The organism is Polynucleobacter sp. MWH-UH19D (genome assembly GCF_040409795.1).
In the GTDB taxonomy this organism is placed as follows: domain Bacteria; phylum Pseudomonadota; class Gammaproteobacteria; order Burkholderiales; family Burkholderiaceae; genus Polynucleobacter.
The window spans coordinates 15146-38888 of the sequence record NZ_CP099571.1 but is presented as its reverse complement, the minus strand read 5'-3'; the positions used below and the strand labels follow the sequence as shown (position 1 = coordinate 38888).

22 protein-coding genes, 3 tRNA genes and 2 rRNA genes are annotated in these 23743 nt (G+C 46.1%); 6 read left to right on the top strand and 21 right to left on the bottom strand.

Annotated elements, in window-relative coordinates; translation table 11 throughout:
* Window positions 1–36 precede the first annotated feature (36 nt).
* From NHB34_RS00205 to NHB34_RS00190, 4 genes are all read right to left on the bottom strand, one after another.
* Window positions 37–2908, bottom strand: a 23S ribosomal RNA gene (locus NHB34_RS00205).
* Between the two features lie 268 nt (window positions 2909–3176).
* Window positions 3177–3252, bottom strand: a tRNA-Ala gene (locus NHB34_RS00200).
* 30 nt (window positions 3253–3282) lie between these two features.
* Window positions 3283–3359, bottom strand: a tRNA-Ile gene (locus NHB34_RS00195).
* Window positions 3360–3418: 59 nt separating this feature from the next.
* A 16S ribosomal RNA gene (locus NHB34_RS00190) occupies window positions 3419–4951 on the bottom strand.
* Together the 16S and 23S rRNA genes with 2 tRNA genes alongside form the textbook arrangement of a ribosomal RNA operon.
* 472 nt (window positions 4952–5423) lie before the next feature.
* Here NHB34_RS00190 and NHB34_RS00185 point away from each other — a divergent pair.
* Window positions 5424–6080 carry a GNAT family N-acetyltransferase gene (locus NHB34_RS00185; RefSeq protein ID WP_353427520.1) on the top strand — a complete coding sequence of 219 codons (657 nt, stop codon included), beginning with the start codon at window positions 5424–5426 and terminating at the stop codon, window positions 6078–6080.
* Between the two features lie 10 nt (window positions 6081–6090).
* Here the strand turns inward: NHB34_RS00185 and NHB34_RS00180 are convergent, their stop codons facing one another.
* The 3 genes from NHB34_RS00180 to NHB34_RS00170 are packed head-to-tail and all read right to left on the bottom strand — an operon-like array spanning window position 6091 to window position 7742.
* Window positions 6091–6444, bottom strand: coding sequence for a c-type cytochrome (locus NHB34_RS00180; RefSeq protein ID WP_353427519.1), 354 nt, complete (start codon window positions 6442–6444; stop codon window positions 6091–6093).
* An 18-nt stretch (window positions 6445–6462) separates the two neighbouring features.
* Window positions 6463–7113, bottom strand: a complete 651-nt coding sequence (locus NHB34_RS00175) for a BON domain-containing protein (protein ID WP_353427518.1) — start codon at window positions 7111–7113, stop codon at window positions 6463–6465.
* A 26-nt stretch (window positions 7114–7139) separates the two neighbouring features.
* Window positions 7140–7742, bottom strand: a complete 603-nt coding sequence (locus NHB34_RS00170; RefSeq protein WP_353427516.1) for a phosphoheptose isomerase — start codon at window positions 7740–7742, stop codon at window positions 7140–7142.
* 105 nt (window positions 7743–7847) lie between these two features.
* Between NHB34_RS00170 and rsmI the strand changes: the two genes are divergently transcribed.
* Window positions 7848–8750: a 16S rRNA (cytidine(1402)-2'-O)-methyltransferase gene (gene rsmI, locus NHB34_RS00165; RefSeq protein ID WP_353427515.1), complete on the top strand. Its 903-nt coding sequence runs from the start codon at window positions 7848–7850 to the stop codon at window positions 8748–8750.
* Between the two features lie 47 nt (window positions 8751–8797).
* Here rsmI and NHB34_RS00160 read toward each other — a convergent pair whose 3' ends face one another.
* On the bottom strand, window positions 8798–9289 hold the full coding sequence (locus tag NHB34_RS00160; protein ID WP_353427514.1) for a c-type cytochrome: 492 nt from the start codon (window positions 9287–9289) through the stop codon (window positions 8798–8800).
* Between the two features lie 104 nt (window positions 9290–9393).
* On the opposite strand from NHB34_RS00160, the gene NHB34_RS00155 reads away from it, so the two are divergent.
* The 3 genes from NHB34_RS00155 to NHB34_RS00145 all read left to right on the top strand — a co-directional run bounded on the left by NHB34_RS00155 (window position 9394) and on the right by NHB34_RS00145 (window position 10921).
* A tRNA-Arg gene (locus tag NHB34_RS00155) sits at window positions 9394–9469 on the top strand.
* A 190-nt stretch (window positions 9470–9659) separates the two neighbouring features.
* A complete protein-coding gene (locus tag NHB34_RS00150; protein ID WP_353428598.1) occupies window positions 9660–10694 on the top strand; it encodes a fatty acid desaturase in 1035 nt (344 codons plus the stop codon).
* Window positions 10695–10735: 41 nt separating this feature from the next.
* A complete protein-coding gene (locus NHB34_RS00145; protein WP_173954835.1) occupies window positions 10736–10921 on the top strand; it encodes a hypothetical protein in 186 nt (61 codons plus the stop codon).
* A gap of 32 nt (window positions 10922–10953) precedes the next feature.
* Here the strand turns inward: NHB34_RS00145 and NHB34_RS00140 are convergent, their stop codons facing one another.
* Window positions 10954–11592 carry an MBL fold metallo-hydrolase gene (locus NHB34_RS00140; RefSeq protein WP_353428597.1) on the bottom strand — a complete coding sequence of 213 codons (639 nt, stop codon included), beginning with the start codon at window positions 11590–11592 and terminating at the stop codon, window positions 10954–10956.
* A gap of 86 nt (window positions 11593–11678) precedes the next feature.
* On the opposite strand from NHB34_RS00140, the gene gcvH reads away from it, so the two are divergent.
* Entirely contained in the window at window positions 11679–12071 is a 393-nt protein-coding gene (gene gcvH / locus NHB34_RS00135; RefSeq protein WP_353427513.1) for a glycine cleavage system protein GcvH, read from the top strand.
* A gap of 7 nt (window positions 12072–12078) precedes the next feature.
* On the opposite strand, the gene priA is transcribed toward gcvH, so the two are convergent.
* From priA to NHB34_RS00075, 12 genes are all read right to left on the bottom strand, one after another.
* Window positions 12079–14214 carry a primosomal protein N' gene (priA, locus tag NHB34_RS00130; RefSeq protein WP_353427512.1) on the bottom strand — a complete coding sequence of 712 codons (2136 nt, stop codon included), beginning with the start codon at window positions 14212–14214 and terminating at the stop codon, window positions 12079–12081.
* A gap of 267 nt (window positions 14215–14481) precedes the next feature.
* Window positions 14482–15594 carry a uroporphyrinogen decarboxylase gene (hemE, locus tag NHB34_RS00125; protein WP_353427511.1) on the bottom strand — a complete coding sequence of 371 codons (1113 nt, stop codon included), beginning with the start codon at window positions 15592–15594 and terminating at the stop codon, window positions 14482–14484.
* Between the two features lie 14 nt (window positions 15595–15608).
* Window positions 15609–16025, bottom strand: coding sequence for a F0F1 ATP synthase subunit epsilon (locus tag NHB34_RS00120; RefSeq protein WP_353427510.1), 417 nt, complete (start codon window positions 16023–16025; stop codon window positions 15609–15611).
* A gap of 21 nt (window positions 16026–16046) precedes the next feature.
* Window positions 16047–17447 carry a F0F1 ATP synthase subunit beta gene (gene atpD / locus NHB34_RS00115; protein ID WP_353427509.1) on the bottom strand — a complete coding sequence of 467 codons (1401 nt, stop codon included), beginning with the start codon at window positions 17445–17447 and terminating at the stop codon, window positions 16047–16049.
* A gap of 55 nt (window positions 17448–17502) precedes the next feature.
* Entirely contained in the window at window positions 17503–18372 is an 870-nt protein-coding gene (atpG, locus tag NHB34_RS00110) for a F0F1 ATP synthase subunit gamma (protein ID WP_353427508.1), read from the bottom strand.
* A 13-nt stretch (window positions 18373–18385) separates the two neighbouring features.
* Window positions 18386–19927, bottom strand: a complete 1542-nt coding sequence (gene atpA, locus NHB34_RS00105; protein WP_353427507.1) for a F0F1 ATP synthase subunit alpha — start codon at window positions 19925–19927, stop codon at window positions 18386–18388.
* 46 nt (window positions 19928–19973) lie between these two features.
* A complete protein-coding gene (locus NHB34_RS00100; protein WP_353427506.1) occupies window positions 19974–20510 on the bottom strand; it encodes a F0F1 ATP synthase subunit delta in 537 nt (178 codons plus the stop codon).
* A gap of 1 nt (window position 20511) precedes the next feature.
* Entirely contained in the window at window positions 20512–20982 is a 471-nt protein-coding gene (locus tag NHB34_RS00095; protein ID WP_353427505.1) for a F0F1 ATP synthase subunit B, read from the bottom strand.
* A gap of 63 nt (window positions 20983–21045) precedes the next feature.
* Entirely contained in the window at window positions 21046–21312 is a 267-nt protein-coding gene (atpE, locus tag NHB34_RS00090; RefSeq protein ID WP_114639407.1) for a F0F1 ATP synthase subunit C, read from the bottom strand.
* Window positions 21313–21357: 45 nt separating this feature from the next.
* On the bottom strand, window positions 21358–22233 hold the full coding sequence (gene atpB / locus NHB34_RS00085; RefSeq protein WP_353427504.1) for a F0F1 ATP synthase subunit A: 876 nt from the start codon (window positions 22231–22233) through the stop codon (window positions 21358–21360).
* A 40-nt stretch (window positions 22234–22273) separates the two neighbouring features.
* Window positions 22274–22768 (bottom strand): ATP synthase subunit I, encoded by a 495-nt coding sequence (locus NHB34_RS00080; RefSeq protein ID WP_353427503.1) that lies wholly within the window; start codon window positions 22766–22768, stop codon window positions 22274–22276.
* Between the two features lie 67 nt (window positions 22769–22835).
* The gene (locus tag NHB34_RS00075; RefSeq protein ID WP_353427502.1) at window positions 22836–23726 is read right to left on the bottom strand and encodes a ParB/RepB/Spo0J family partition protein; all 891 of its coding nucleotides are present in this window, start codon (window positions 23724–23726) and stop codon (window positions 22836–22838) included.
* Window positions 23727–23743 lie beyond the last annotated feature (17 nt).

Genomic DNA, 23743 nt, shown 5'->3' with positions numbered 1-23743 from the left:
AATCTGGCAAACATCCAACACAATAGTGCTGGTTATAGGATCAAGCCTAACGGGCAATTAGTATCGGTTAGCTTAACGCATTACTGCGCTTCCACACCCGACCTATCAACGTTGTGGTCTTCAACGACCCTTTATGTAGGTTAAACCTACGGGAGATCTCATCTTCAGGCAAGTTTCCCGCTTAGATGCTTTCAGCGGTTATCTCTTCCGTACATAGCTACCCTGCGATGCTTCTGGCGAAACAACAGGTACACCAGCGGTACGTCCACTCCGGTCCTCTCGTACTAGGAGCAGCCCCCGTCAAATCTCCAACGCCCATGGCAGATAGGGACCAAACTGTCTCACGACGTTTTAAACCCAGCTCACGTACCTCTTTAAATGGCGAACAGCCATACCCTTGGGACCGGCTACAGCCCCAGGATGAGATGAGCCGACATCGAGGTGCCAAACACCGCCGTCGATATGAACTCTTGGGCGGTATCAGCCTGTTATCCCCAGAGTACCTTTTATCCGTTGAGCGATGGCCCTTCCATACAGAACCACCGGATCACTATGACCTGCTTTCGCACCTGCTCGACTTGTCGGTCTCGCAGTTAAGCACGCTTTTGCCATTGCACTTTAGGTACGATGTCCGACCGTACCAAGCGTACCTTCGTACTCCTCCGTTACACTTTGGGAGGAGACCGCCCCAGTCAAACTGCCTACCATGCACTGTTCCCGACCCGGATAACGGGCCAAGGTTAGAACCTCAAACAAATCAGGGTGGTATTTCAAGGACGGCTCCATCAGAACTAGCATCCTGATATCAACGCCTCCCACCTATCCTACACAGACCGGTTCAAAGTCCAATGCAAAGCTACAGTAAAGGTTCATGGGGTCTTTCCGTCTAGCCACGGGTAGATTGCATCATCACAAACATTTCAACTTCGCTGAGTCTCAGGAGGAGACAGTGTGGCCATCGTTACGCCATTCGTGCAGGTCGGAACTTACCCGACAAGGAATTTCGCTACCTTAGGACCGTTATAGTTACGGCCGCCGTTTACTGGGACTTCAATCAAGAGCTTGCACCCCATCATTTAATCTTCCAGCACCGGGCAGGCGTCACACCCTATACGTCCACTTTCGTGTTTGCAGAGTGCTGTGTTTTTATTAAACAGTCGCAGCCACCTTTTTATTGCAACCCTTTCGTCCTCCCCTTGTTCAGGTTCAAACTACCAGGGCGTACCTTATCCCGAAGTTACGGTACAAATTTGCCGAGTTCCTTCTCCTGAGTTCTCTCAAGCGCCTTAGAATACTCATCTCGCCCACCTGTGTCGGTTTGCGGTACGGTCTTGTTAGACTGAAGCTTAGAGGCTTTTCTTGGAACCACTTCCAATTGCTTCGCGAATAAATTCGCTCGTCTCACGCCCTTGAATTACGCTACCGGATTTACCTAATAGCCATCTCCAACGCAAGAACCGGGACATCCAACACCCGGACAACTTTCCGCAATCCGTCCCCCCATCGCATCTAACAATGGTCAAGGAATATTAACCTTGTTCCCATCAGCTACGCATCTCTGCCTCGCCTTAGGGGCCGACTCACCCTGTTCCGATGAACGTTGAACAGGAAACCTTGGGCTTACGGCGAGGGGGCTTTTCACCCCCTTTATCGCTACTCATGTCAGCATTCGCACTTCTGATACCTCCAGCATCCTTTACAAGACACCTTCACAGGCTTACAGAACGCTCTCCTACCATCACTTACGTGATCCGCAGCTTCGGTTATATGCTTAGCCCCGTTACATCTTCCGCGCAGGACGACTCGATCAGTGAGCTATTACGCTTTCTTTAAAGGATGGCTGCTTCTAAGCCAACCTCCTGACTGTTTTAGCCTTCCCACTTCGTTTCCCACTTAGCATATATTAGGGACCTTAGCTGGCGGTCTGGGTTGTTTCCCTCTTGACACCGGACGTTAGCACCCGATGTCTGTCTCCCGTGCTCGCACTCGTAGGTATTCGGAGTTTGCTATGGCGCAGTAATCCGCAATGGACCCCACTACCATGACAGTGCTCTACCCCCTACGGTGATACACGAGGCACTACCTAAATAGTTTTCGGAGAGAACCAGCTATTTCCAGTTTTGTTTAGCCTTTCACCCCTATCCACAGCTCATCCCCTAACTTTTCAACGTTAGTGGGTTCGGTCCTCCAGTACGTGTTACCGCACCTTCAACCTGGCCATGGATAGATCAACTGGTTTCGGGTCTACACCCAGCAACTAGCGCCCTATTCGGACTCGCTTTCGCTACGCCTTCCCTATTCGGTTAAGCTTGCTACTGAATGTAAGTCGCTGACCCATTATACAAAAGGTACGCAGTCACCCCTTGCGAGGCTCCTACTGTTTGTATGCACACAATTTCAGGATCTATTTCACTCCCCTCCCGGGGTTCTTTTCGCCTTTCCCTCACGGTACTTGTTCACTATCGGTCGATTACGAGTATTTAGCCTTGGAGGATGGTCCCCCCATATTCAGACAGGATTTCACGTGTCCCGCCCTACTTGTCTCTAGCCTAGTACCACTCAATAATTTTCACATACGGGACTATCACCCTTTATTGTTGGACTTTCCATTCCATTCTGTTAATTACTGAGCTATCACTAGAAGGCTCTTCCCATTTCGCTCGCCACTACTTTGGGAATCTCGGTTGATGTCTTTTCCTCTCGCTACTTAGATGTTTCAGTTCACGAGGTTCGCTTCTCATACCCTATGTATTCAGGTATGGATACCACAAAAGTGGTGGGTTTCCCCATTCAGAAATCCCCGGATCAAAGCTTATTTACCAGCTCCCCGGGGCTTATCGCAGGTTATAACGTCTTTCGTCGCCTGTAATCGCCAAGGCATCCATCATGTGCACTTATTCACTTGATCCTATAACGAGCACCATTGCTAGTACCTGTTACAGGTTTTACTTCTACTTCTGACATGTTTGCCGTAATCCAAACTGTAAGTACTTGTTAAGAACTTTGTAAAACTCGTTTGATATTACTGATTGATGATTCAATCTTTACCCTTATTACATTGTCAAACGCACTCTCAAAGATACGCTTGACACTTTGCTTACTCAAATTTTTAAAGAACAGCCATAAATGGCAAAACTAAACAATTTACTAATCGCTTAGTTTTGACATTTAAGAGTTGGTGGAGGATGACGGGATCGAACCGACGACCCCCTGCTTGCAAAGCAGGTGCTCTCCCAGCTGAGCTAATCCCCCAACGTCCACTAAGACCATATCACTACTGATTGGTGGGTCTGGTAGGACTTGAACCTACGACCCCTGCGTTATCAACACAGTGCTCTAACCAGCTGAGCTACAGACCCGTGGCTATTATTGTCAACCGATAAGTGTGGGCACTATAGCTTCAGCATCTTTTCTCTAGAAAGGAGGTGATCCAGCCGCACCTTCCGATACGGCTACCTTGTTACGACTTTACCCCAGTCATGAACCCTGCCGTGGCAGTCGCCCTCCTTGCGGTTAGGCTAACGGCTTCTGGCAAAACCCACTCCCATGGTATGACGGGCGGTGTGTACAAGACCCGGGAACGTATTCACCGCGACATTCTGATCCGCGATTACTAGCGATTCCAGCTTCACGTAGTCGAGTTGCAGACTACGATCCGGACTACGATGCATTTTCTGAGATTAGCTCCCCCTCGCGGGTTGGCAACCCTCTGTATGCACCATTGTATGACGTGTGAAGCCCTACCCATAAGGGCCATGAGGACTTGACGTCATCCCCACCTTCCTCCGGTTTGTCACCGGCAGTCTCTTTAGAGTGCTCTTGCGTAGCAACTAAAGACAAGGGTTGCGCTCGTTGCGGGACTTAACCCAACATCTCACGACACGAGCTGACGACAGCCATGCAGCACCTGTGTTCACTTTCTCTTACGAGCACCTAATGTATCTCTACTTCGTTAGTGACATGTCAAGGGTAGGTAAGGTTTTTCGCGTTGCATCGAATTAATCCACATCATCCACCGCTTGTGCGGGTCCCCGTCAATTCCTTTGAGTTTTAATCTTGCGACCGTACTCCCCAGGCGGCTGACTTCACGCGTTAGCTACGTTACTCAGGATGTAAATCCCGAACAACTAGTCAGCATCGTTTAGGGCGTGGACTACCAGGGTATCTAATCCTGTTTGCTCCCCACGCTTTCGTGCATGAGCGTCAGTGTTATCCCAGGGGGCTGCCTTCGCCATTGGTATTCCTCCACATATCTACGCATTTCACTGCTACACGTGGAATTCTACCCCCCTCTGACACACTCTAGCTATACAGTCACAGGCGCCATTCCCAGGTTAAGCCCGGGGATTTCACGCCTGTCTTGTATAACCGCCTGCGCACGCTTTACGCCCAGTAATTCCGATTAACGCTCGCACCCTACGTATTACCGCGGCTGCTGGCACGTAGTTAGCCGGTGCTTATTCTTCAGGTACCGTCATTCCCGGACTGTGTTAGAGCCGGTGTTTCTTCCCTGACAAAAGAGCTTTACAACCCGAAGGCCTTCTTCACTCACGCGGCATTGCTGGATCAGGGTTGCCCCCATTGTCCAAAATTCCCCACTGCTGCCTCCCGTAGGAGTCTGGGCCGTGTCTCAGTCCCAGTGTGGCTGATCGTCCTCTCAGACCAGCTACTGATCGTCGCCTTGGTGGGCTTTTACCCCACCAACTAGCTAATCAGGCATCGGCCGCTCTAATCGCGCGAGGTCTTGCGATCCCCCGCTTTCCCCCTCAGGGCGTATGCGGTATTAGCACAGCTTTCGCTGCGTTATCCCCCACGATAAGGTACGTTCCGATGTATTACTCACCCGTTCGCCACTCGCCACCAGGTGCAAGCACCCGTGCTGCCGTTCGACTTGCATGTGTAAGGCATGCCGCCAGCGTTCAATCTGAGCCAGGATCAAACTCTTCAGTTCAATTCCTGTGATCCTTGCGGATCGTCGCACTCATTCAAGAAATCGACTTGGTAAAAAAACCAAATCTTTACTGTCTATGAGTACTATTTATTTACATCTGTCCCGAAGGACTGGATGCTTTCACTTAGTACCCACAATTATCGGTTGACTAATTTTTAAAGAGGGCTGAATCGTTTAAAAAAACATTCAGCGAAGAAGCGAGACTATGACATACCCGAATAGGGTTGTCAACACCTTTTGCACTCTTTTTCCTAAAAAAGGCGAAGATTTTTCTGACTGTTGAAAAAAAATCAATGAAATCATATAGATAAAGATGCAAAAAATTTTAATCTTTTTTTAAATTTTTTCTATTTTGAGCCCGTTTTTGAGGCTTTGAACTCCTGCAAATCTGCTCATCAAGGTGTATTTGCGTATAAGCCACACGCTAAGGGAAAACCCTGTAATTTTTCATAATTAGTGCTAATATGTTGCTATGCACAATAAATTAGCGAACAATCACTCACCTTCTAGCCCTTTCTTGGTAGGGCAGGTAGTTCCTGTGCGCGAACTTCATGCGGGCCACAGGGATGCAATCCTCAGCCATCTTCTCAAGCTTGGCGACGAAGATCGTCGCCTGCGTTTTGGCACGCAAACCCCAGATGAAGTTATTCATCACTATGTAGAGCATTTAGATTTCAACCAAGATGCTGTTTTTGGCGTATTTGATGCTGATCTTCAACTAATCGGTATGGCTCATTTGGCATTCCTTCCCAAGACAAAAGGACAAGCTCGTGCCGCTGAATTTGGCGTATCTGTATTGCCAGAGGGCAGGGCGCAAGGACTTGGCACTGCACTACTGAATCGCTCTGCAGTGCACTCACGCAATAGCAATATTCAAACGCTTTACGTTCACTGTCTTGCAAACAATAAAGCCATGATGCATTTAGCTCAAAAAGCCGGCATGAAAGTTGAGTATGCATACGGCGATGCCGATGCTTACCTCACACTGCCGCCAGCTAATCCAAGCACGATTGTTGAAGAAGCCGCAAATGAACAATGGGCAGATTTTGATTACGCATTAAAAGAAAATTTAAAACTTGCTAATCAAGCATGGTGGTGGTTTTTAGGAAAACCAAAACACGCACGTTAACTAGAAATTTTTAATTTTGCTTAGGTGCGCCACGCAAAATCCAGCCCACCATCAACGACAAATCAGCATCGCTTAATTTTGTATTTGCAGGCATGGGTACTACACCCCAAGAACCTGAACCGCCTTTGGCAATTTTATTTTTTAAAAATGTAGGCGCATTTTGATCATGCTGATATTTTTTAGCTACAGATTGAAAGCTTGGACCAACAATTTTTTTATCAACTGCATGACACCCTAAACAAGCATTTTGTTTTGCAAGCGTAAAAGCTTTTTGGTCATCGCTATTGCTATGCGCTTTTGTCGCAAAGAAAAAAAGCGCTGTAAAAATAAAAACTATTTTTACTCGCGCATATTTTTGAAACATCACAACACCGCGCAATATTTACTGAAATTTCGGTGGACTATTAGGCTGCGACTCATCGGCCTTGCCTTGCTTCTCAAGACGGTTTTTCTCCGTATTCGAAATAATGTCAAAGTAAACGTAAACATCTTTCACACCATTAGTATTGCTCGCCACTTTTTTTGCAAGATCAGCTTCGCTTTGAGTCAAAATTCCCATCAGATATACGCTTGTACCCTCTGCCACTATTGACATAGAGTTGGACGGTAATTTATCCGTGAAAATCATTTGCGTTTTAATTTTTGACTCGAGATAAGAATCATTTGCGCGAGCTGTGTAGGTGCTATTGGGGCCAATAACAATCTCATTAAACACGGTGCGAGCATTCTTCATTGCCTTGACGTAAGCCTCGGCCTCGCCCTTTATGTCTGCATCTTTTGCTTCACCAGTTAGCAATACCTTTTGATTAAATGAGGTGACATTAATGTGTGCGTTATCTCCAAATTTTTTCGACAGCGCTGCATTTGCTTGCATCTCTATTCCATTATCAATTGCCTGCACACCTGGTGTGCGGCGATCAGCCATTACGCTTGCGCCCGCCGCAACTCCACCCACCGCCAAGATGCCGCATGCAGATAATTGCGTGGCAAGTAAAACTGCAAGCAAGAATTTACTAATGAATCGGATTTGCATAAATGTACTTTGTGTTGATATAAAAATTAATCTAAGAGTACGTGATCAACGCCATCACATAAGCCATGCAACAAGACCAAATGGGTTTCTTGAATGCGTGCAGTACGAGTTGAAGGGGCGCACAAATGAATATCATCTTTATCTAAAAGGGTGGCCATCTTTCCACCACCGTTTCCAGTAAGCGCAATAATTTTGATACCAATCTTTTTTGCGGCTTCAATTGCTTTCACTACATTCTTAGAATTTCCTGAAGTAGAAATCGCCAACAGGACATCGCCTTTTTTGCCCAAGCCGCGCACTTGTTTACTAAACACTTCGTCATAACTATAGTCATTGCCAACAGCAGTCAAGATTGAACTATCCGTTGTTAATGCAATTGCAGCTAGCTCTTGCCGCTCGCGCTCAAATCGGCCAATCAGTTCGGCTGCAAAATGCTGAGCATCAGCAGCCGACCCCCCATTGCCACACGCCATCACTTTGCCGCCCGACTGCAAACAACTTGTCATCGCTAACACGCCTTGAGCAACCAAGTCTGGAAGGGTTTTTTCGGCTTCTTGTTTTACGGCAATGCTATCTAAAAAATGCTGGGATGCGCGCTGACGCAAACGTTCAATCGTATCTTTGTTCATAGCAATATTATGCGTCAAAGCAAGCTTTAATCTGGATGTTGTCAGCTTAACGCAAAACCAACGTATTCTCTTGTCATTCATTCATCTTCAGCAGACAATTGACCCATGGAATTTGCCTCAGCCGATTTTTTAAAGCAACAAGATTTGCCGTCTGGGGCTTTGTATATGGTTGCAACCCCCATTGGCAATATGGGTGATATCACCTTACGCGCCCTACATGTCCTTAACTCGGTTGATGGAATTGCTTGCGAAGATACCCGTCATAGTGCTCCTCTTTTAAGGCAATTTGGCATCCATAAAAAGTGCATTGCACTTCACGACCACAATGAACTTAGTGGCGCGCAAACGGTTATTGAACACCTTTCAAAGCATGAGCGCTGGGCCTATATCTCTGATGCCGGGACCCCTGGAATATCAGACCCAGGAGCCCGATTAGTAGAGCAAGTTCAAAACGCCGGATACCGCGTGATTCCCATTCCAGGCGTCAGCTCAGTATCTTGTGCCATTTCAGCGTCTGGCTCTGTCATGCTCAACTCAGACGGGCGCTTTCAATTCTTGGGTTTTTGGCCGCACAAAACCAAGGATCGCGATGCCCTCTTGGAAGAGATTCTTCATAGCAATAAGGTCAGCATTTTTTTTGAATCGCCACACCATATTCGCGAGACGCTTCTTTTACTCGCAGAATCTTTAGAAAAAGATCGACCCTTACTAATCTGCCGAGAACTCACAAAAAAATTTGAGGGGCTTGTTTCCATTGAGGCCCAAGGAATTTCAGAATGGCTTGAAAATACTGAGCATTTAAAAGGTGAGTTTGTCGTTCTCGTTGGTCGCTGCAAAAGCAATACCGATCAATCTCCTGAAGGCGCCTCTCTCAATCGATGGGCGCAAGCATTAACACCTTATCTTGGTAGCAAAGAAATCGCAACCGTTTTATCTCAAGCTTTAGGGCTAAACAAAAAAGGTGCCTATCAAGCTGCCTTAGACGCAAAAGCGGCAAGGCAAAAATAATAAAAGCTGGCATATAGCCAGCTTTTATAACGCAATAAAGAAATAAATTACTTGGCAGCCGGTGCTTTTGGCTCTGGCAAATTTCCGCCCGATGAATTAGTCATATAAACCACCGCACGACCCAATTCGTAATCACTAATATCCGCTGGACTTGATCCACCGCGTGCAGGCATCGCGCCTTTGCCTTTTAAAACAGAGGTCAACAAAGAGTCATAGCCTTTTGCGATTCGTGGTGCCCAAGCGCCCGCATCGCCAACTTTAGGAGCGCCCGCGGCACCAGTCGCATGACATGAAGCGCAAACCGCTTTATAGACTTGCTCGCCTGTTTGCGTTCCCTTAGGCGCACTAGCGTCCTTAAAGTTAAGCTGGGCTACTGGCTTAATAAGCTGCTCGGTTACGGTTGAAGGCTCGCCGCGCTTGCCATTGTTAACAAATACCATCAATAGCAAAATAATGATCAAGGGCACAAAAAAGCTTGCAAACACCATGATGATGAGTTGTTTTGGGGACTTAATAAGGTTTCCGTGCTCGTTGCTCATAAGGATTTATCGTTTGACGGGTTTTAGGGTTGATTTGCGGTGATTATAACTAGAGAGTAGGGTTATAGGCACTTACAATAACGGGGTATCCAGTTTTTCTACGGGCGCCCGTAGCTCAGTGGATAGAGTATTGGCCTCCGAAGCCAAGGGTCGCAGGTTCGATTCCTGCCGGGCGCGCCAAAACACAGGGGGTTTTTGACTTATATCATGCGTAAAATCATGAAAACCGCTAAAATTAGCCTCTAACTTATTGATTCTTATCGTGTCTACACATCTAAATTCAGCCCTTTCAGAGCCATCCCTGACAAATCCTTTGCCTCCCGAGGCACCATTGCCGCACCGCAAGATTATTCGGAGCTGGTTGATTCCAATGGCCCAGGGCGAAACAGCGCGTGCGATCATGCTGCTGTTGATTGATTCATTTTTATGGCTTGGTTGCATTGCCGGTACGGTATTTGTTGAAAACGTTTTGCTAAAAATTGTTTTTGGCCTTATTGCTGGTTTTGTTACTGGTCGCATTTTTATCTTGGGGCATGACGCCTGCCATCAAAGCTTCACGCCGAATCGTGAACTCAATAAAGTCCTCGGGCGCATTGCATTCTTGCCCTCACTCACACCTTACAGCCTATGGGATGTTGGTCACAACGTAGTGCATCATGGGCAAACGAATTTGAAGGGCTTTGACTTTGTTTGGGCTCCGCTATCAAAAGAAGAATATGACGCCTTACCCTCATGGCGTAAGGCTTTAGAGCGCCTTTACCGTAGCGGCTGGGGTCCTGTTTTTTACTATTTGATCGAAATTTGGTGGAGACGCGAGTACTTTCCAAACGCAAAAAATAAGCCGGGTGATCGTCCCATTTTCTTAAAAGACAATCTGTTAGTAACCGCATTTGCAATTGTTTGGATCGGCTGTCTGATTGCTGGCGCAATTGCCACCAACCAATCCATTTGGGTTGGTCTTCTAACTGGTTTTGCTGTCCCATTTTTATTTTGGAACGGCATGATTGGATTTGTGGTGTACGTTCACCACACCCATCCATCAGTTTCTTGGTATGACAAAAAATCAGAGTGGTTACGCGCCCAGCCATTTGTTTCGACAACAGTACACCTGACTTTTAGCTGGATTTGGGGATCTCTAATGCACCACATCATGGAGCATACCGCCCACCATGTGGACATGAGCGTTCCTCTTTACCGCCTCCAAGAGGCTCAAAAAACCCTTGAAACCATCCTTCCAGAGCGTATTTTTATCCAAAAATTCTCTTGGGCATGGTATTTCGATACGGCACGCAAGTGCAAGCTTTACGACTTCCAAAATAAGGCTTGGTTAGATTTTGATGGAAACAAGACTGCGGACTCTGTCAGAGTAGTTCTATCCCCAGTACCAGCGGGACAAAACGGGTAAAATACATCTTCGTTTAAAGATTTGCCTTACCCGGATTACCCATGACTACATCGACTCCAGCCGCCGCACAAGATTCTTCACAGAGCCTGAAATTTTGCTCTTCTTGCAGTCGCGAAAAGCGTCTTGAAGGTGGGACTTGGATTCCTACTAGCAACCGTAAGCAGCGTTGGATTTGCGCCAGCTGTCTCTACAACCGCACACACCGCACCGGTTCAGCAAAGACCTAATTTGCCCAGCGGTATAGCAATTATCAAAATTGCTAAGCTTTATCTCCTACATAAGGGTTTGTTTTACGCTCGTTGCCAAATGTCGACATTGGTCCATGGCCTGGTACGAACTGAACGTCATCACCCAAAGGCCACAATTTTGTTTTGATCGCATGAATTAAATCCGCATGATTGCCCCGCGGAAAATCTGTTCTGCCAATAGAGCCTGCAAACAGCACATCGCCCACAATCGCTAGACGATCTTCTTTGTCATAAAAAACCACATGCCCTGGTGTATGTCCAGGACAATGAAGTACATCTAGATCTACATTGCCCACTTGCACATGATCGCCATCATTAAGCCAACGATTGGGCTCAAATGGTTTCGCATGTCCAAAACCAAATCGCACGGTTTGCTCAGGCAACTGGTCAATCCAAAAACGCTCATCTTCTTGTGGACCTTCGATAGGCACGCCCAACTGGTCTGATAAATCCTTTGCCGCTGCGCAGTGATCCAAATGGCCGTGAGTAAGCAGTATCTTTTTTACTTTGCCACCCATTTGCTTTACACCATCTAATATTTTTTCGATGTCTCCGCCAGGGTCTACTACCGCTGCATCACCGGTTTCCTGGCAAACCAAAATCGAACAATTTTGCTCAAAAGGGGTAACTGGAACAATTCCTAATTTAATTGGCATATATGAAAGCAGATAAATGAATAACTTGTCAGCCCATAGTTTATGGGACTAAGAATAAAATGGATCTAAAGGATATAACAATGAATACCGAAGATACTTTTAAATTTGCAGAAACACATGAGTGGGCCGATCTAGAAGATGATGGCTTGATATGGGTTGGCATTAGCAACCATGCCCAAGAAGCTTTGGGTGATGTGATGTTCTTTCAGGCGCCTAAGCTTGGCCAGTATGTAAAGCAAGGTGAAGCGATTGCGGTCATTGAATCCGTAAAAGCAGCGAGCGATATTCATGCGCCAGTTAGCGGTGAAATTGTTGCCCTGAATGAAGCTGTAGATGCCAGCCCAGAATTAGTAAACCAAAGTCCATACGCCATTTGGTTATTCAAAATCAAACCAAGTTCTGAGACAACTTTATCTACCGAATTAAATCAACTCATGAACCTGAATCAATATAACTCCTCGTCAGGAGCTTAGGCTTCATTTAAATGGATATAGGGTCGCGTTCAATAAGCCACCGAATGCGATCTTGCTTGCTAATGCGCCCCTGAGATTGGGATCGCAAGTCGCTGTTAATTAGCTCTAAAACGGTTTGCAAGCGTTTGCGATCGTCAGACTCAATTAACAATTGGGCGCGCTCCACACCAGCTACCCGCATCATACTTCTTGGAACTGGATCATATACCTTCAAACCAAGCCCCACCATGCTTTGATCCTGCAATTGTCCTTTGAGCTTACTCAAAAATCGTATTGCCTTATCAAGACTTTTGGACTCTGCATGTACCAACGCTTGAAAACAGAAGGGGGGTAATTTAGCTTCTTCTCTTTCCTCGGCTAGATGAGATAAATATCCATCAATGTCGTGTCTCAATAAGTATTGATATACCGCCGCCTCTGGAAATTGAGTTTCAATATAAATGTCGCCACTACTTTCACCATCCTTGCTCGCTCGTCCAGCGCGACCCGCAACCTGAACAAGCTGCGCAAACAATCTCTCAGCCGCCCGAAAATCTTGCGAGAACAATCTTCCATCTGCATCCACCACCACAACCAAACTGACGTGCTGATAATCGTGTCCTTTGGCAATCATTTGTGTGCCGACCACAATATCAACATTGCCCTCGTGTATTTCTTGAAATAATTCTTCAGCCCCTTTGCTTTTGCGACTAGAGTCTGTATCTACTCGCAACACTCGAGCACTAGGCCACCATTCTTCAACGGCATCCTCTAGTTTTTGAGTGCCCTGTCCAAGGGTTTTTAAATCTGCATTACCGCAATCGGGGCAATGGCTGGGTATGCCTTTTACCAGCCCACAATGATGACAACTCAACACTGATCTGCCACCTAGCGTACCTGCTTTATGCATGACCATATAGGAGCTGCATTGATGGCATTTGGACAGCCATGTACACGCATTACAGGTAAGCACAGGCACATAGCCCCTGCGATTAATTAGGATCAAACTTTGCTGTTTGTGATCCAAACTTTTTTGAATGGCTCCAAGCACAGGCTTGCTAAGGCAAATGTTATTTGCTGACTTTGGTTTATCGCCAGGACTGAATTGATTTTGTGAATCCCTTACATTGATTAAATGTACTTTTGGCAAAGCGGTGCCTTGAGCGCGTTGATCTAGCCTTAAGTGCTGATATCGACCCACTTTGGCAGCCATCCAAGTTTCTAATGAAGGTGTTGCTGAAGACAGCACAATCGGTATTTTTAAATCGTGTGCGCGCCATATTGCAAGATCTCTGGCGGAGTATCGTATGCCGTCTTGTTGTTTATAGGATGGATCGTGCTCCTCATCCACCACAATCGCACTCAGGTTAAGCAAAGGCGTCAATACTGCCAATCTAGTTCCCAAAATGATTTGTGCTTCGCCAGTAATCGCCTCATACCATGCGTTACCGCGTTTCTTTTCTGAAATGCCGCTGTGCAATACAGCCATTTTCTTTTCTGGGAAGTATGCGCGTACACGCCTCTCTAATTGTGGCGTTAAATTAATTTCAGGGACCAATACCAATGCTTGTGATTTTTTATCCTTAAGCAGGGCACTTAACCAGTTCAAAAAGACAGCGGTCTTTCCGCTGCCTGTTTGACCCTGCAATAAAGCAACCTGAAATCCCTCCTGCGGACAAGAATCATTTAGTTGATTTAAGGCAGTTTTCTGAACGTCATTCAACTGAGATTCGGATACAAATCCCTCGGCTAAGCTCTTTTCATTCTCTTTTTTCTTTGGTCCCTTATTGTCATTTACCAACAATCCAGCTGACAGCTTTTCCCAGTTAACAGGCTTTTTCCACATTTGTGGAATTGCGGGAATGATGGTTTCGCCAAGCCCATGGATGTAATACTGGCTTGCGAAATTCATTAACCGTAAAGCCGCCTGATCGATTGGCGGCAATGGTGCGACTTTGACAACGGCCTTTAACTTGCTGATTTCATATTCGGAGTGTGTACTTACTTTTATAACTACACCGACCAAGGAAGACCTGCCAAAGGGCACCTCAACCACATGTCCTATTTGCGGATCTAGCCCCAACATTGTTTTGTCCCATAGGTAATCAAACCCCTGGGCAAGGGGTTTATCTACAACTACTTGGACCACTATGGGCAAGGACATGGGCTACTTCGTTTTTTCTAGTTATCTTGTGGATAAGTCTGTGGATATCATCCAAAAACTTTAATTTGTAAACTAATTTACCAGCAAAGCTCTAGGAATTGCTTTTTCATGCGAATGGTAAAATAGTCTTAATAATCAGTAAGTTATATAACTTTTCGAATGCATCAGTTTATCTTTAAACGCAATCTTACTGAATTTTCATTTTTAACCATTGCTGTGCATAACTTTTCTAAAAAAAGGCCAAAGAAAGTTAGCAATTACTCAGGATTATTGCTTTGATCTTAAAGCCCTAGAGTGCTGAATCACTGTCTGGGCCAATACAGAGACGTTCTCAGGCGGGGTGAATTGCGATATCCCATGCCCCAAATTAAACACATGACCATCCAAAGGATGTAAGCCAGATTTCAGGGCTGGAGCACCAGCCAAATCATCCAAAATTACACTAGCCTGTTTGGCGATTTGCTCTGGCTCAGAGAACAAAATCAGTGGATCTAAATTGCCTTGCAGGGCTAATGGCTTGCTTAAAGCGAGCAGTTGTTTACGCGCCCGACTAAGCGAGATTGTCCAATCTAATGCGATCACGTCCGCACCAACTTGGGCCATATCGTTTAACCAAATAGCGCCGCCTTTAGTAAACATAATGACAGGAATTTTTCTGCCATCGTGCTCTCTTGGCAAAGCTGAAATCACTTTTTGCATAGAGGACAGTGACATTTTTTGATACCAGCCATCTGGCAACATGCCGCCCCAGGTGTCAAAAATCATTAGCGCCTGTGCGCCAGCTTTTACTTGCTCAGTCAAATAATTTGCGACTGATTGAGCATTAATATCCAAAATGTGTTGCAACAAATCAGGGCGACTAAACATCATGGTTTTAGCATGACGAAAATCATCGGAACTAGAACCATCAATCATGTAGCACGCTAACGTCCATGGGCTTCCTGAGAAACCAATCAGTGGCACACGTTGCTTGCCGTTCTGAATCAATGCCCGACGTATTTCCGATACCGCATCAAATACATACTTGAGCTCGCCAATATCAGCTGCTCTAAGCTTTTTGACAGCCGCCTCATCACGCAGCGGGTGATCAAAACTGGGGCCTTCTCCAGCAGTAAATTTCAGTCCCAAACCCATTGCATCAGGAATGGTCAAAATATCAGAAAACAATATGGCTGCATCTAGTGGATAACGATCCAATGGCTGAAGAGTCACCTCAGTAGCATATGCAGGATTTTTTGCAAGCCCTAGAAAGCTTCCAGCTCTTGCACGAGTAGCGTTGTACTCAGGGAGATATCGACCAGCTTGGCGCATGAGCCAAAGCGGTGTTTGATCTACCGCTTCGCCCAGGCAAGCCTTTAAAAACCGATCGTTTAACAGCAAGGAATAACCGGTTTTTATTTTTTACGGCGGAAACGCGCAATTGCCGCCAACTGTGCGGCAGCCATTGCGAATTCAGATTGCGCTAATGCCATATCGAATTCTGTTCCACGATTTTGCATCGCCTCTTCAGCGCGCTTCTTCGCTTCTAGTGCTTTTGCTTCATCCAAATCATGGCCACGAATAGCAGTATCTGCCAATACGGTTACATGATCGGGCTGAATTTCTAAATAGCCACCCGCTACAAACACAAACTCTTCATCGCCATCAGCTTTTTCAATGCGTACTGAACCTGGACGGATGCGTGTCATCAGTGGTGTGTGGCCGCGCAAAATACCGAGCTCACCACTCTCACCAGGAAGCGCTACAAACTTGGCTTCACCGCTGAAAATAGATTGCTCAGCACTTACTACATCGACGCGTATGGTTGACATAATTTCCCTAGATGAGTTCGATTAAAGCTTCTTCGCTTTCTCGATGGCTTCATCAATTGAACCCACCATGTAGAACGCTTGCTCAGGCAAGTGATCCAATTCACCACTAACGATCATCTTGAAACCACGGATGGTTTCTTTCAATGGCACGTATTTACCTGGTGAACCAGTGAACACCTCAGCAACGTGGAAAGGCTGGGACAGGAAACGTTGAATCTTACGAGCACGAGCCACAGCCAGCTTGTCTTCTGGAGACAATTCATCCATACCCAAAATCGCAATAATGTCGCGCAATTCTTTGTAGCGCTGCAAAGTCATCTGAACTGAACGAGCCACTTCGTAGTGCTCTTGACCAACCACTTGTGGATCAAGCTGACGGCTAGTTGAGTCCAATGGATCAACCGCTGGATAAATACCCAAAGCAGCAATATCACGTGACAACACAACGGTGGAGTCTAAGTGCAAGAAGGTTGTCGCAGGTGATGGATCAGTCAAGTCATCCGCAGGAACGTAAACGGCCTGAATAGATGTCACAGAACCAGTCTTAGTAGAAGTAATACGCTCTTGCAATTTACCCATTTCTTCAGCCAATGTAGGTTGGTAACCCACAGCAGAAGGCATACGGCCAAGCAACGCAGAAACTTCAGTACCAGCCAAGGTGTAACGGTAAATATTGTCAACGAAGAACAAAATGTCACGGCCTTCGTCACGGAATGCTTCAGCCATTGTCAAACCAGTCAACGCAACACGCAAACGGTTGCCAGGAGGTTCGTTCATCTGACCGAACACCATCGCCACTTTGTCGATAACGTTAGATTCTTTCATCTCATGGTAGAAGTCGTTACCCTCACGAGTACGCTCACCCACGCCGGCAAACACTGATAAACCAGAGTGTTGCTTAGCGATGTTGTTAATCAATTCCATCATGTTCACGGTCTTACCAACACCAGCACCACCGAATAGACCAACCTTACCGCCCTTAGCAAATGGGCAAACTAAGTCAATAACCTTAATACCCGTTTCTAAGAGGTCCACAGAAGGGGAAAGCTCATCGAATTTTGGAGCTGGCTGGTGAATAGCGCGACGCTCTTGGGTAGCGATCGGACCCGCATCATCAATTGGGCGACCCAAAACATCCATAATGCGACCAAGTGTTGCAGGTCCTACAGGAACAGAAATTGGCTTACCAGTAGATTTCACTTCCATGCCGCGACGCAAACCATCACTTGCACCCATCGCAATTGCGCGAACCACGCCATCACCGATTTGTTGCTGAACTTCAAAGGTCAAACCTTTTTCAGCAAATGATTTTTCTCCGCTTTCAACTAATGTCAACGCATCATAAATGTTTGGCATTTTGTCGCGTGGGAACTGAATGTCCACCACTGGACCGATACATTGCACGATATTTCCGTTACTCATCGCTTTCTCCGCTTTTAATTCCGTAAATTCTTTCGTATTCCTAAATGCTGACCGCTTAAACCGCAGCCGCTCCACCAACAATTTCTGACAACTCCTTAGTAATAGCAGCTTGTCGTGTTTTGTTGTAATCCAATTGCAATTCGCCGATTACGTTCTTCGCGTTATCTGATGCAGCTTTCATGGAAACCATTCGAGCAGACTGCTCAGACGCCATGTTTTCAGCCACCGCCTGATAAATCATCGCTTCAACATAACGCTTTAACAAACCATTCAAGATAGACTCAGCATCAGGCTCATAGATGTAATCCCAAGATGGTCCTGACTTGTTGTCAGTGCTCAAAACGGTGGGCTCTAATGGCAATAGCTTTTCTAAAACTGGCTCTTGTTTCATGGCATTCACAAACCGTGTATATGCCAGATACACTGCATCAATCTCACCCTTTTCAAATGCCTCTAGTTGGGCTGTGATTGCTCCAAGCAATACATCCAAATGCGGTGTGTCACCAATTTGAATCGTCTGAGACAGGAGTTTTGCTTTGGAGCGATTCAAAAACTGCAGACCTTTTGAACCAATTGCGGTGTACTCAATTTCAATATTTTTAGCTTGCAACTCGCGTACTTGGTTAGCAATCAAACGCAATACATTGGTATTTAAACCGCCGCATAAGCCTTTGTCTGTTGTAACCAAAATCGTGCCCACTTTCTTCAATTCTCGAGTTGCCATGTAAGCAGGGCGATACTCGGGACTTGCCTTTGAAAGATTGGCAACCATTTCACGAATTTTTTCAGCGTATGGACGCGCATTACGCATGCGCTCTTGAGCACGCCGCATCTTTGATGCAGCGACCATTTCCATCGCTTTAGTGATCTTGCGCGTGTTTTGCACGCTCTTGATCTTGGATCGTATCTCTTTTGTGCCGGCCATGATTTACGCGTCCTTAGAAGGCTGCAGAACGCTTGTAGTCCTCAATCGCAGCGCGTAAAGCGGCTTCGCCTTCTTTGCTCAAATCTTTGCTGTCTTCAATACGGCCAACTAAATCAGCGTATTTTGATTTCAAATGATCTTGCAAACCTTTTTCAAATGCCAATACATCTTTCACTTCGAGATCATCAAAGAAACCATTGTTTACAGCATAGAGTGAAGCAGCCATTTCCCAAACTTGGAGCGGCTTGTACTGAGCTTGCTTACACAATTCAGTCACGCGACGGCCACGCTCGAGCTGTTTACGAGTAGCTTCGTCAAGGTCAGACGCGAACTGAGCAAACGCTGCCAATTCACGATACTGCGCCAAGTCAGTACGAATACCACCAGACAATTTCTTAATTACTTTAGTTTGTGCCGCACCACCAACACGAGAAACAGAAATACCCGCGTTAATCGCTGGACGAATACCCGCATTGAACAAATCCGTTTCTAAGAAGATCTGACCGTCAGTAATCGAAATCACGTTAGTTGGAACGAATGCAGAAACGTCACCTGCCTGAGTTTCAATAATTGGTAATGCTGTCAAAGAGCCAGTCTTACCTTTCACTGCACCATTGGTGAACTTCTCAACGTACTCGGCATTCACACGAGCAGCGCGCTCGAGCAAGCGTGAGTGGAGGTAGAACACGTCGCCAGGATAAGCTTCGCGGCCTGGTGGGCGACGAAGCAACAAGGAAATTTGACGGTATGCAACAGCTTGCTTGGTCAAGTCATCGTAAACAATTAATGCATCTTCACCACGATCACGGAAGTATTCGCCCATCGTGCAACCAGCATAGGCAGAAAGATACTGCATCGCTGCAGACTCAGATGCACTTGCTGCCACCACAATGGTGTAGTCCATTGCACCATTCTCTGTAAGCTTACGCACTACGTTAGCAATCGTAGAGGCTTTTTGGCCAATCGCTACATAAACGCAATACACGCCTTTACCTTTTTGGTTGATGATTGCATCAACCGCAACCGCTGTCTTACCAGTTTGACGGTCACCAATGATCAACTCACGCTGACCACGGCCAATTGGAACCATTGCATCAATCGCCTTCAAACCAGTTTGCACTGGCTGGCTAACAGATTGACGTGCGATAACGCCAGGTGCAACCTTCTCAATAAAGTCAGTTAATTTGGTGTTGATAGGGCCTTTGCCATCAATTGGCTGACCAAGTGCGTTAACCACGCGACCGAGCAACTCTGGGCCAACTGGAACTTCCAAAATGCGGCCAGTACATTTAACTGAATCACCTTCTTTAATGTGGGTGTACTCACCCAACACTACGGCACCAACAGAATCACGCTCAAGGTTCAATGCGAGGCCGATAGTGTTGTTTGGAAACTCCAACATTTCGCCCTGCATCACACCAGACAAACCATGGACGCGACAAATACCGTCGGTCACTGAAATAACGGTGCCTTCGTTACGAACTTGGGAGTCAACACCCAATTCGCTAATTCGGCTTTTGATCAGTTCGCTGATCTCGGAAGGGTTGAGTTGCATTACTTACTCCTGGGTCTTATTTCGTATGTTCTTAATAGGGATTTACTTATGCGCCAAGACTTGCTTGCATTTGAGCTAACTGTGCCTTGACAGAACTATCCATTACTTCATCACCAACTTGAATGCGAACCCCGCCAATCAATTCTGGATCAACTTGAATAGTTGGGCGCAATTCCTTACCCCCAAAGCGCTTCTTCAAACTTGACAACAAATCATTCAACGCAGAACCCTCAAGAGGGAACGCGCTTGTAATATTTACTTCTGCTGCGCCTTCGCTCTTGTTCTTCATCGCCTCAAATTGATGGGCAATTTCTGGAACAGCTGCTAAGCGGTGATTCTGATTCACAAGATTTAAAAAGCTAGCAACCTTAGGATCTAGTTTGGTTTTCACCATGCCAGAAAGCAGCTTGCTCAAATCATCAGCGGATACTTTTGGATTGTTTGACAAAGCAGCAACTTCAGGCAAAGCAGCAAGCTGAGCCAACTCGTTTAACTGCTCTAAACAGCCAGCAAGTTCCGCCGGCTTAGCGCTTTGAAAAAGCGCTTCAGCATAAGGACGTGCAATAGTGGCTAAATCAGCCATATCAAAGTTCTGCCTTTAGTTGGTCAAGCAATTGGCTATGCGCTTTTGCGTCTACTTCACGACGCAAAATTTGCTCAGCACCTTTAACAGCAAGAACAGCAACTTCCGCGCGCAGGAGTTCGCGTGCGCGTGTAACTTGTTGGTCTGCGTCTTGTTTTGCTTGAGAAATGATTCGAGCAGCTTCAGCTTGTGCATTTGCACGAATTTCTTCGGCAGACATTTGCGCACGTTTTTCTGCTTCAGCCACACGTTGAACGCCTTCTTGGCGTGCCTTGTTTAATTCTTGCTCGGCTTCATTGCTTGCCAATGCTAGCGCTTCTTTGCCGCGTTCGGCCGCAGCCAAACCATCGGCAATTTTGCTTGAACGCTCATCTAGCGCCTTAACAAGTGGTGGCCACACGAAACGTGCAACAACCCACCATAAGACGAAGAAAACGATCATTTGCGCGAATAGGGTCGCGTTCAGATTCACGATATTCCTTTCAGTATTGTTGAGAACAGTTGGACGACCCCTCGGTCATCCATGCCAAAACAATTACTTAATAACTGCGAGCAGTGGGTTTGCGAATGCAAACAACATTGCAACACCAACACCGATCAAGAACGCAGCGTCGATCAAACCAGCCAAGAGGAACATTTTGGTTTGGAGTGGCTCCATCAATTCTGGTTGACGTGCACAAGCTTCGATGTACTTACCACCCATCAATGCAATACCCAAACAAGCACCGATCGCGCCGAGGCCGATGATGATGCCGATACAAATCGCTGTGAAACCTTGAATGTTTGCGAGAAATTGTTGCATGTTGCTGACTCCTGAAGTTAAAAGAGGTAGGTTAAAAATAAAATCTTAGTGATGGCTATGTGCTTGCCCGATGTAAACCAAAGTCAACATCATGAAAATAAAGGCTTGTAACAAAATAACCAAAATGTGGAAGATGGCCCAAGCTGATCCAGCAATAACATGGCCCACCAATCCGAACAGGGATAAATCTAAATTAAATGTCCATACGCTTCCGAGCAACGCGATCAACAAGAACACCAACTCACCGGCGTACATGTTTCCAAAAAGTCGCATCCCCAATGAAACGCCTTTGGCTAAATATTCGATGATGTTCAACGCAAGGTTGAATGGGGCCAAATACCACTTCGCGCCAAACGGAGCAGAGACAAGCTCATGCAAGAATCCGCCAACACCTTTAATCTTAAAGCTGTAGAAGAAAACCAATAACAACACAGATAGCGACATGCCCATCGTGGCATTCAAATCTGTTGTTGGAACTAATCTGTGATGCGGGACATGTACACCAAAGCCCTCGATGAAATGATTAACGCCCAGAACCCAATCTACGGGAATCAAGTCGAGAGTATTCAGAAGGATGACCCAGAAGAATACAAATAATGCTAGTGGCGCAATAAACGTACGATTACCGTGAACAATACTTTTTGCCTGGGTGTCGACCATCTCAACAATCATTTCTACCAAGCATTGAAAGCGGCCAGGTACACCAGGGGTTGCACGACGGGCAGCGATGAGCAAAATAAATACTGCAAGAAGGCCCATTAATGAGGCCCAAAAAATAGTATCTAAATTAACAACGCTGAAATCAATAATGGAAGACTGCGGTCCACCAGTGCTGGTGAGATTTTGTAAGTGCTCAGAAATATACGCTGTTGGCGTTACTTGTTCTGCTGCCCCGTGGGCTTGGTGTACTTCGCTAGACATCTCTTAACTAGTCCTTTGCTTCAATCTCAATTGTCACTTCTTAGCGCCACAACCACGCAAGCCATACACACTTTAAGGCTAGCAGGTAGGTCACCAATAAGGGGACCCACAGCACATCAGGGACGAGGTACGCAATCCCCACAAACATCATTAATGTCATGGCAATTTTTATAAATTCGCCTGAAATTAATGCTGCTAAAAAACTTCCTGGATTTAATCTTTGCGATTTTTTTGCTAACTCTAGCCTTGTTAAAAACAAGGCCGAAGGCAAGACGCTAATTAAACCACCTAAAAAGGCCGACTGAGTATAAAGGCTTACCCCTATCGGCCCCCCAAAAATTGACCAAAACACCATACTGATCACAGTAATGAGCACTTGGGCTAATAAAACTTTCCATGGCGAAAGAATTCGGTACTTTGTTGCATTGCTTTGCTGCAACGCAACAATTTCGTCCTTGCTATAGACTCGAATAGGCTCTTCTTCAAGCTCATCCCAGTCATTCGCGTTGGAAAACTGATTTTTTTGAGGAATCAATTTAGCCCCGAAAGTTTAATGTGTGCAGTGCAATATGTCAAAGGATTTGGGACATTTCCTACATAAATTAGGAGTCAATACCCAACTTCTTTAATAAAGAATCTAATTCATCAAACTGACTGAATCCAATTCTGAGCTCTCCACCTTTACCCTTAAACTTAAATTCCGCATTTAATCCGATTGCATCAGCGATTTCTTGACTCAAGCGACGGGTATCGGGGTCCTGATTTGAGCCCACAGAACTGGAATTTCCCTTTGTTTTTTTATCCCCAATTTGTCCGCCGGCAATAACCAGCGCAGCAGCCATTCTTTCTGCCTCACGAACAGACAACCCTTGGGCGGCAATCTTTTGTGCCAAAGCAACCTGACTTGCTCCTGGCAAAGGTAAAAGGGCGCGCGCATGCCCCATATCAATATCGCCAGCCAATAACATTGCTTGCACAGGTTTTGCCAATTGCGCCAGTCTTAGTAAGTTGCTGATAGCACTTCGGGATTTACCAACTGCTTTTGCAGCTTGCTCATGCGTAAAGCCAAACTCTTCTATCAGTCGTGCCAAACCTTGAGATTCCTCTAGAGGATTTAAATCCTCGCGCTGCATGTTTTCAACCAAAGCCATCGCTGCAGCAGCTTGATCGTCTGCGCCAGAAACCAACACAGGAACTTCTTTTAAACCTGCAATGGTTGCCGCACGAAAACGTCTTTCTCCCGCAATGATCTCGTATTTGCCTTGCCCAACCAACCTTACGAGCAGCGGTTGCATAACGCCTTGTTCGCGAATACTCTCTGCCAATTCTTGCAATGCACCAGCTTCCATTTTTTGACGAGGCTGATACTTGCCTGCCTGTAGGGCACTTAAAGGCAAGCGATTGATTTCTGTTGATGATGTTGGTGCTAGATTTTTCTCTCCCAACAGGGCCTCTAATCCTCTACCCAAACCCTTTTTCTTTATTACAACCATAATGATTTGTCTTCTTC

What these genes read in the sequence shown, in the direction of transcription:
- NHB34_RS00175 (WP_353427518.1), bottom strand. Translation starts at nt 7,113, where the DNA reads ATGCAAATCCGATTCATTAGTAAATTCTTGCTTGCAGTTTTACTTGCC.
- NHB34_RS00075 (WP_353427502.1), bottom strand. Translation starts at nt 23,726, where the DNA reads ATGGTTGTAATAAAGAAAAAGGGTTTGGGTAGAGGATTAGAGGCCCTG.
- atpA (WP_353427507.1), bottom strand. Translation starts at nt 19,927, where the DNA reads ATGCAACTCAACCCTTCCGAGATCAGCGAACTGATCAAAAGCCGAATT.
- atpG (WP_353427508.1), bottom strand. Translation starts at nt 18,372, where the DNA reads ATGGCCGGCACAAAAGAGATACGATCCAAGATCAAGAGCGTGCAAAAC.
- NHB34_RS00120 (WP_353427510.1), bottom strand. Translation starts at nt 16,025, where the DNA reads ATGTCAACCATACGCGTCGATGTAGTAAGTGCTGAGCAATCTATTTTC.
- atpB (WP_353427504.1), bottom strand. Translation starts at nt 22,233, where the DNA reads ATGTCTAGCGAAGTACACCAAGCCCACGGGGCAGCAGAACAAGTAACG.
- NHB34_RS00160 (WP_353427514.1), bottom strand. Translation starts at nt 9,289, where the DNA reads ATGAGCAACGAGCACGGAAACCTTATTAAGTCCCCAAAACAACTCATC.
- priA (WP_353427512.1), bottom strand. Translation starts at nt 14,214, where the DNA reads ATGTCCTTGCCCATAGTGGTCCAAGTAGTTGTAGATAAACCCCTTGCC.
- NHB34_RS00150 (WP_353428598.1), top strand. Translation starts at nt 9,660, where the DNA reads ATGGCCCAGGGCGAAACAGCGCGTGCGATCATGCTGCTGTTGATTGAT.
- NHB34_RS00180 (WP_353427519.1), bottom strand. Translation starts at nt 6,444, where the DNA reads ATGTTTCAAAAATATGCGCGAGTAAAAATAGTTTTTATTTTTACAGCG.
- NHB34_RS00170 (WP_353427516.1), bottom strand. Translation starts at nt 7,742, where the DNA reads ATGAACAAAGATACGATTGAACGTTTGCGTCAGCGCGCATCCCAGCAT.
- atpE (WP_114639407.1), bottom strand. Translation starts at nt 21,312, where the DNA reads ATGCAACAATTTCTCGCAAACATTCAAGGTTTCACAGCGATTTGTATC.
- rsmI (WP_353427515.1), top strand. Translation starts at nt 7,848, where the DNA reads ATGGAATTTGCCTCAGCCGATTTTTTAAAGCAACAAGATTTGCCGTCT.
- gcvH (WP_353427513.1), top strand. Translation starts at nt 11,679, where the DNA reads ATGAATACCGAAGATACTTTTAAATTTGCAGAAACACATGAGTGGGCC.
- NHB34_RS00100 (WP_353427506.1), bottom strand. Translation starts at nt 20,510, where the DNA reads ATGGCTGATTTAGCCACTATTGCACGTCCTTATGCTGAAGCGCTTTTT.
- NHB34_RS00185 (WP_353427520.1), top strand. Translation starts at nt 5,424, where the DNA reads ATGCACAATAAATTAGCGAACAATCACTCACCTTCTAGCCCTTTCTTG.
- NHB34_RS00145 (WP_173954835.1), top strand. Translation starts at nt 10,736, where the DNA reads ATGACTACATCGACTCCAGCCGCCGCACAAGATTCTTCACAGAGCCTG.
- atpD (WP_353427509.1), bottom strand. Translation starts at nt 17,447, where the DNA reads ATGAGTAACGGAAATATCGTGCAATGTATCGGTCCAGTGGTGGACATT.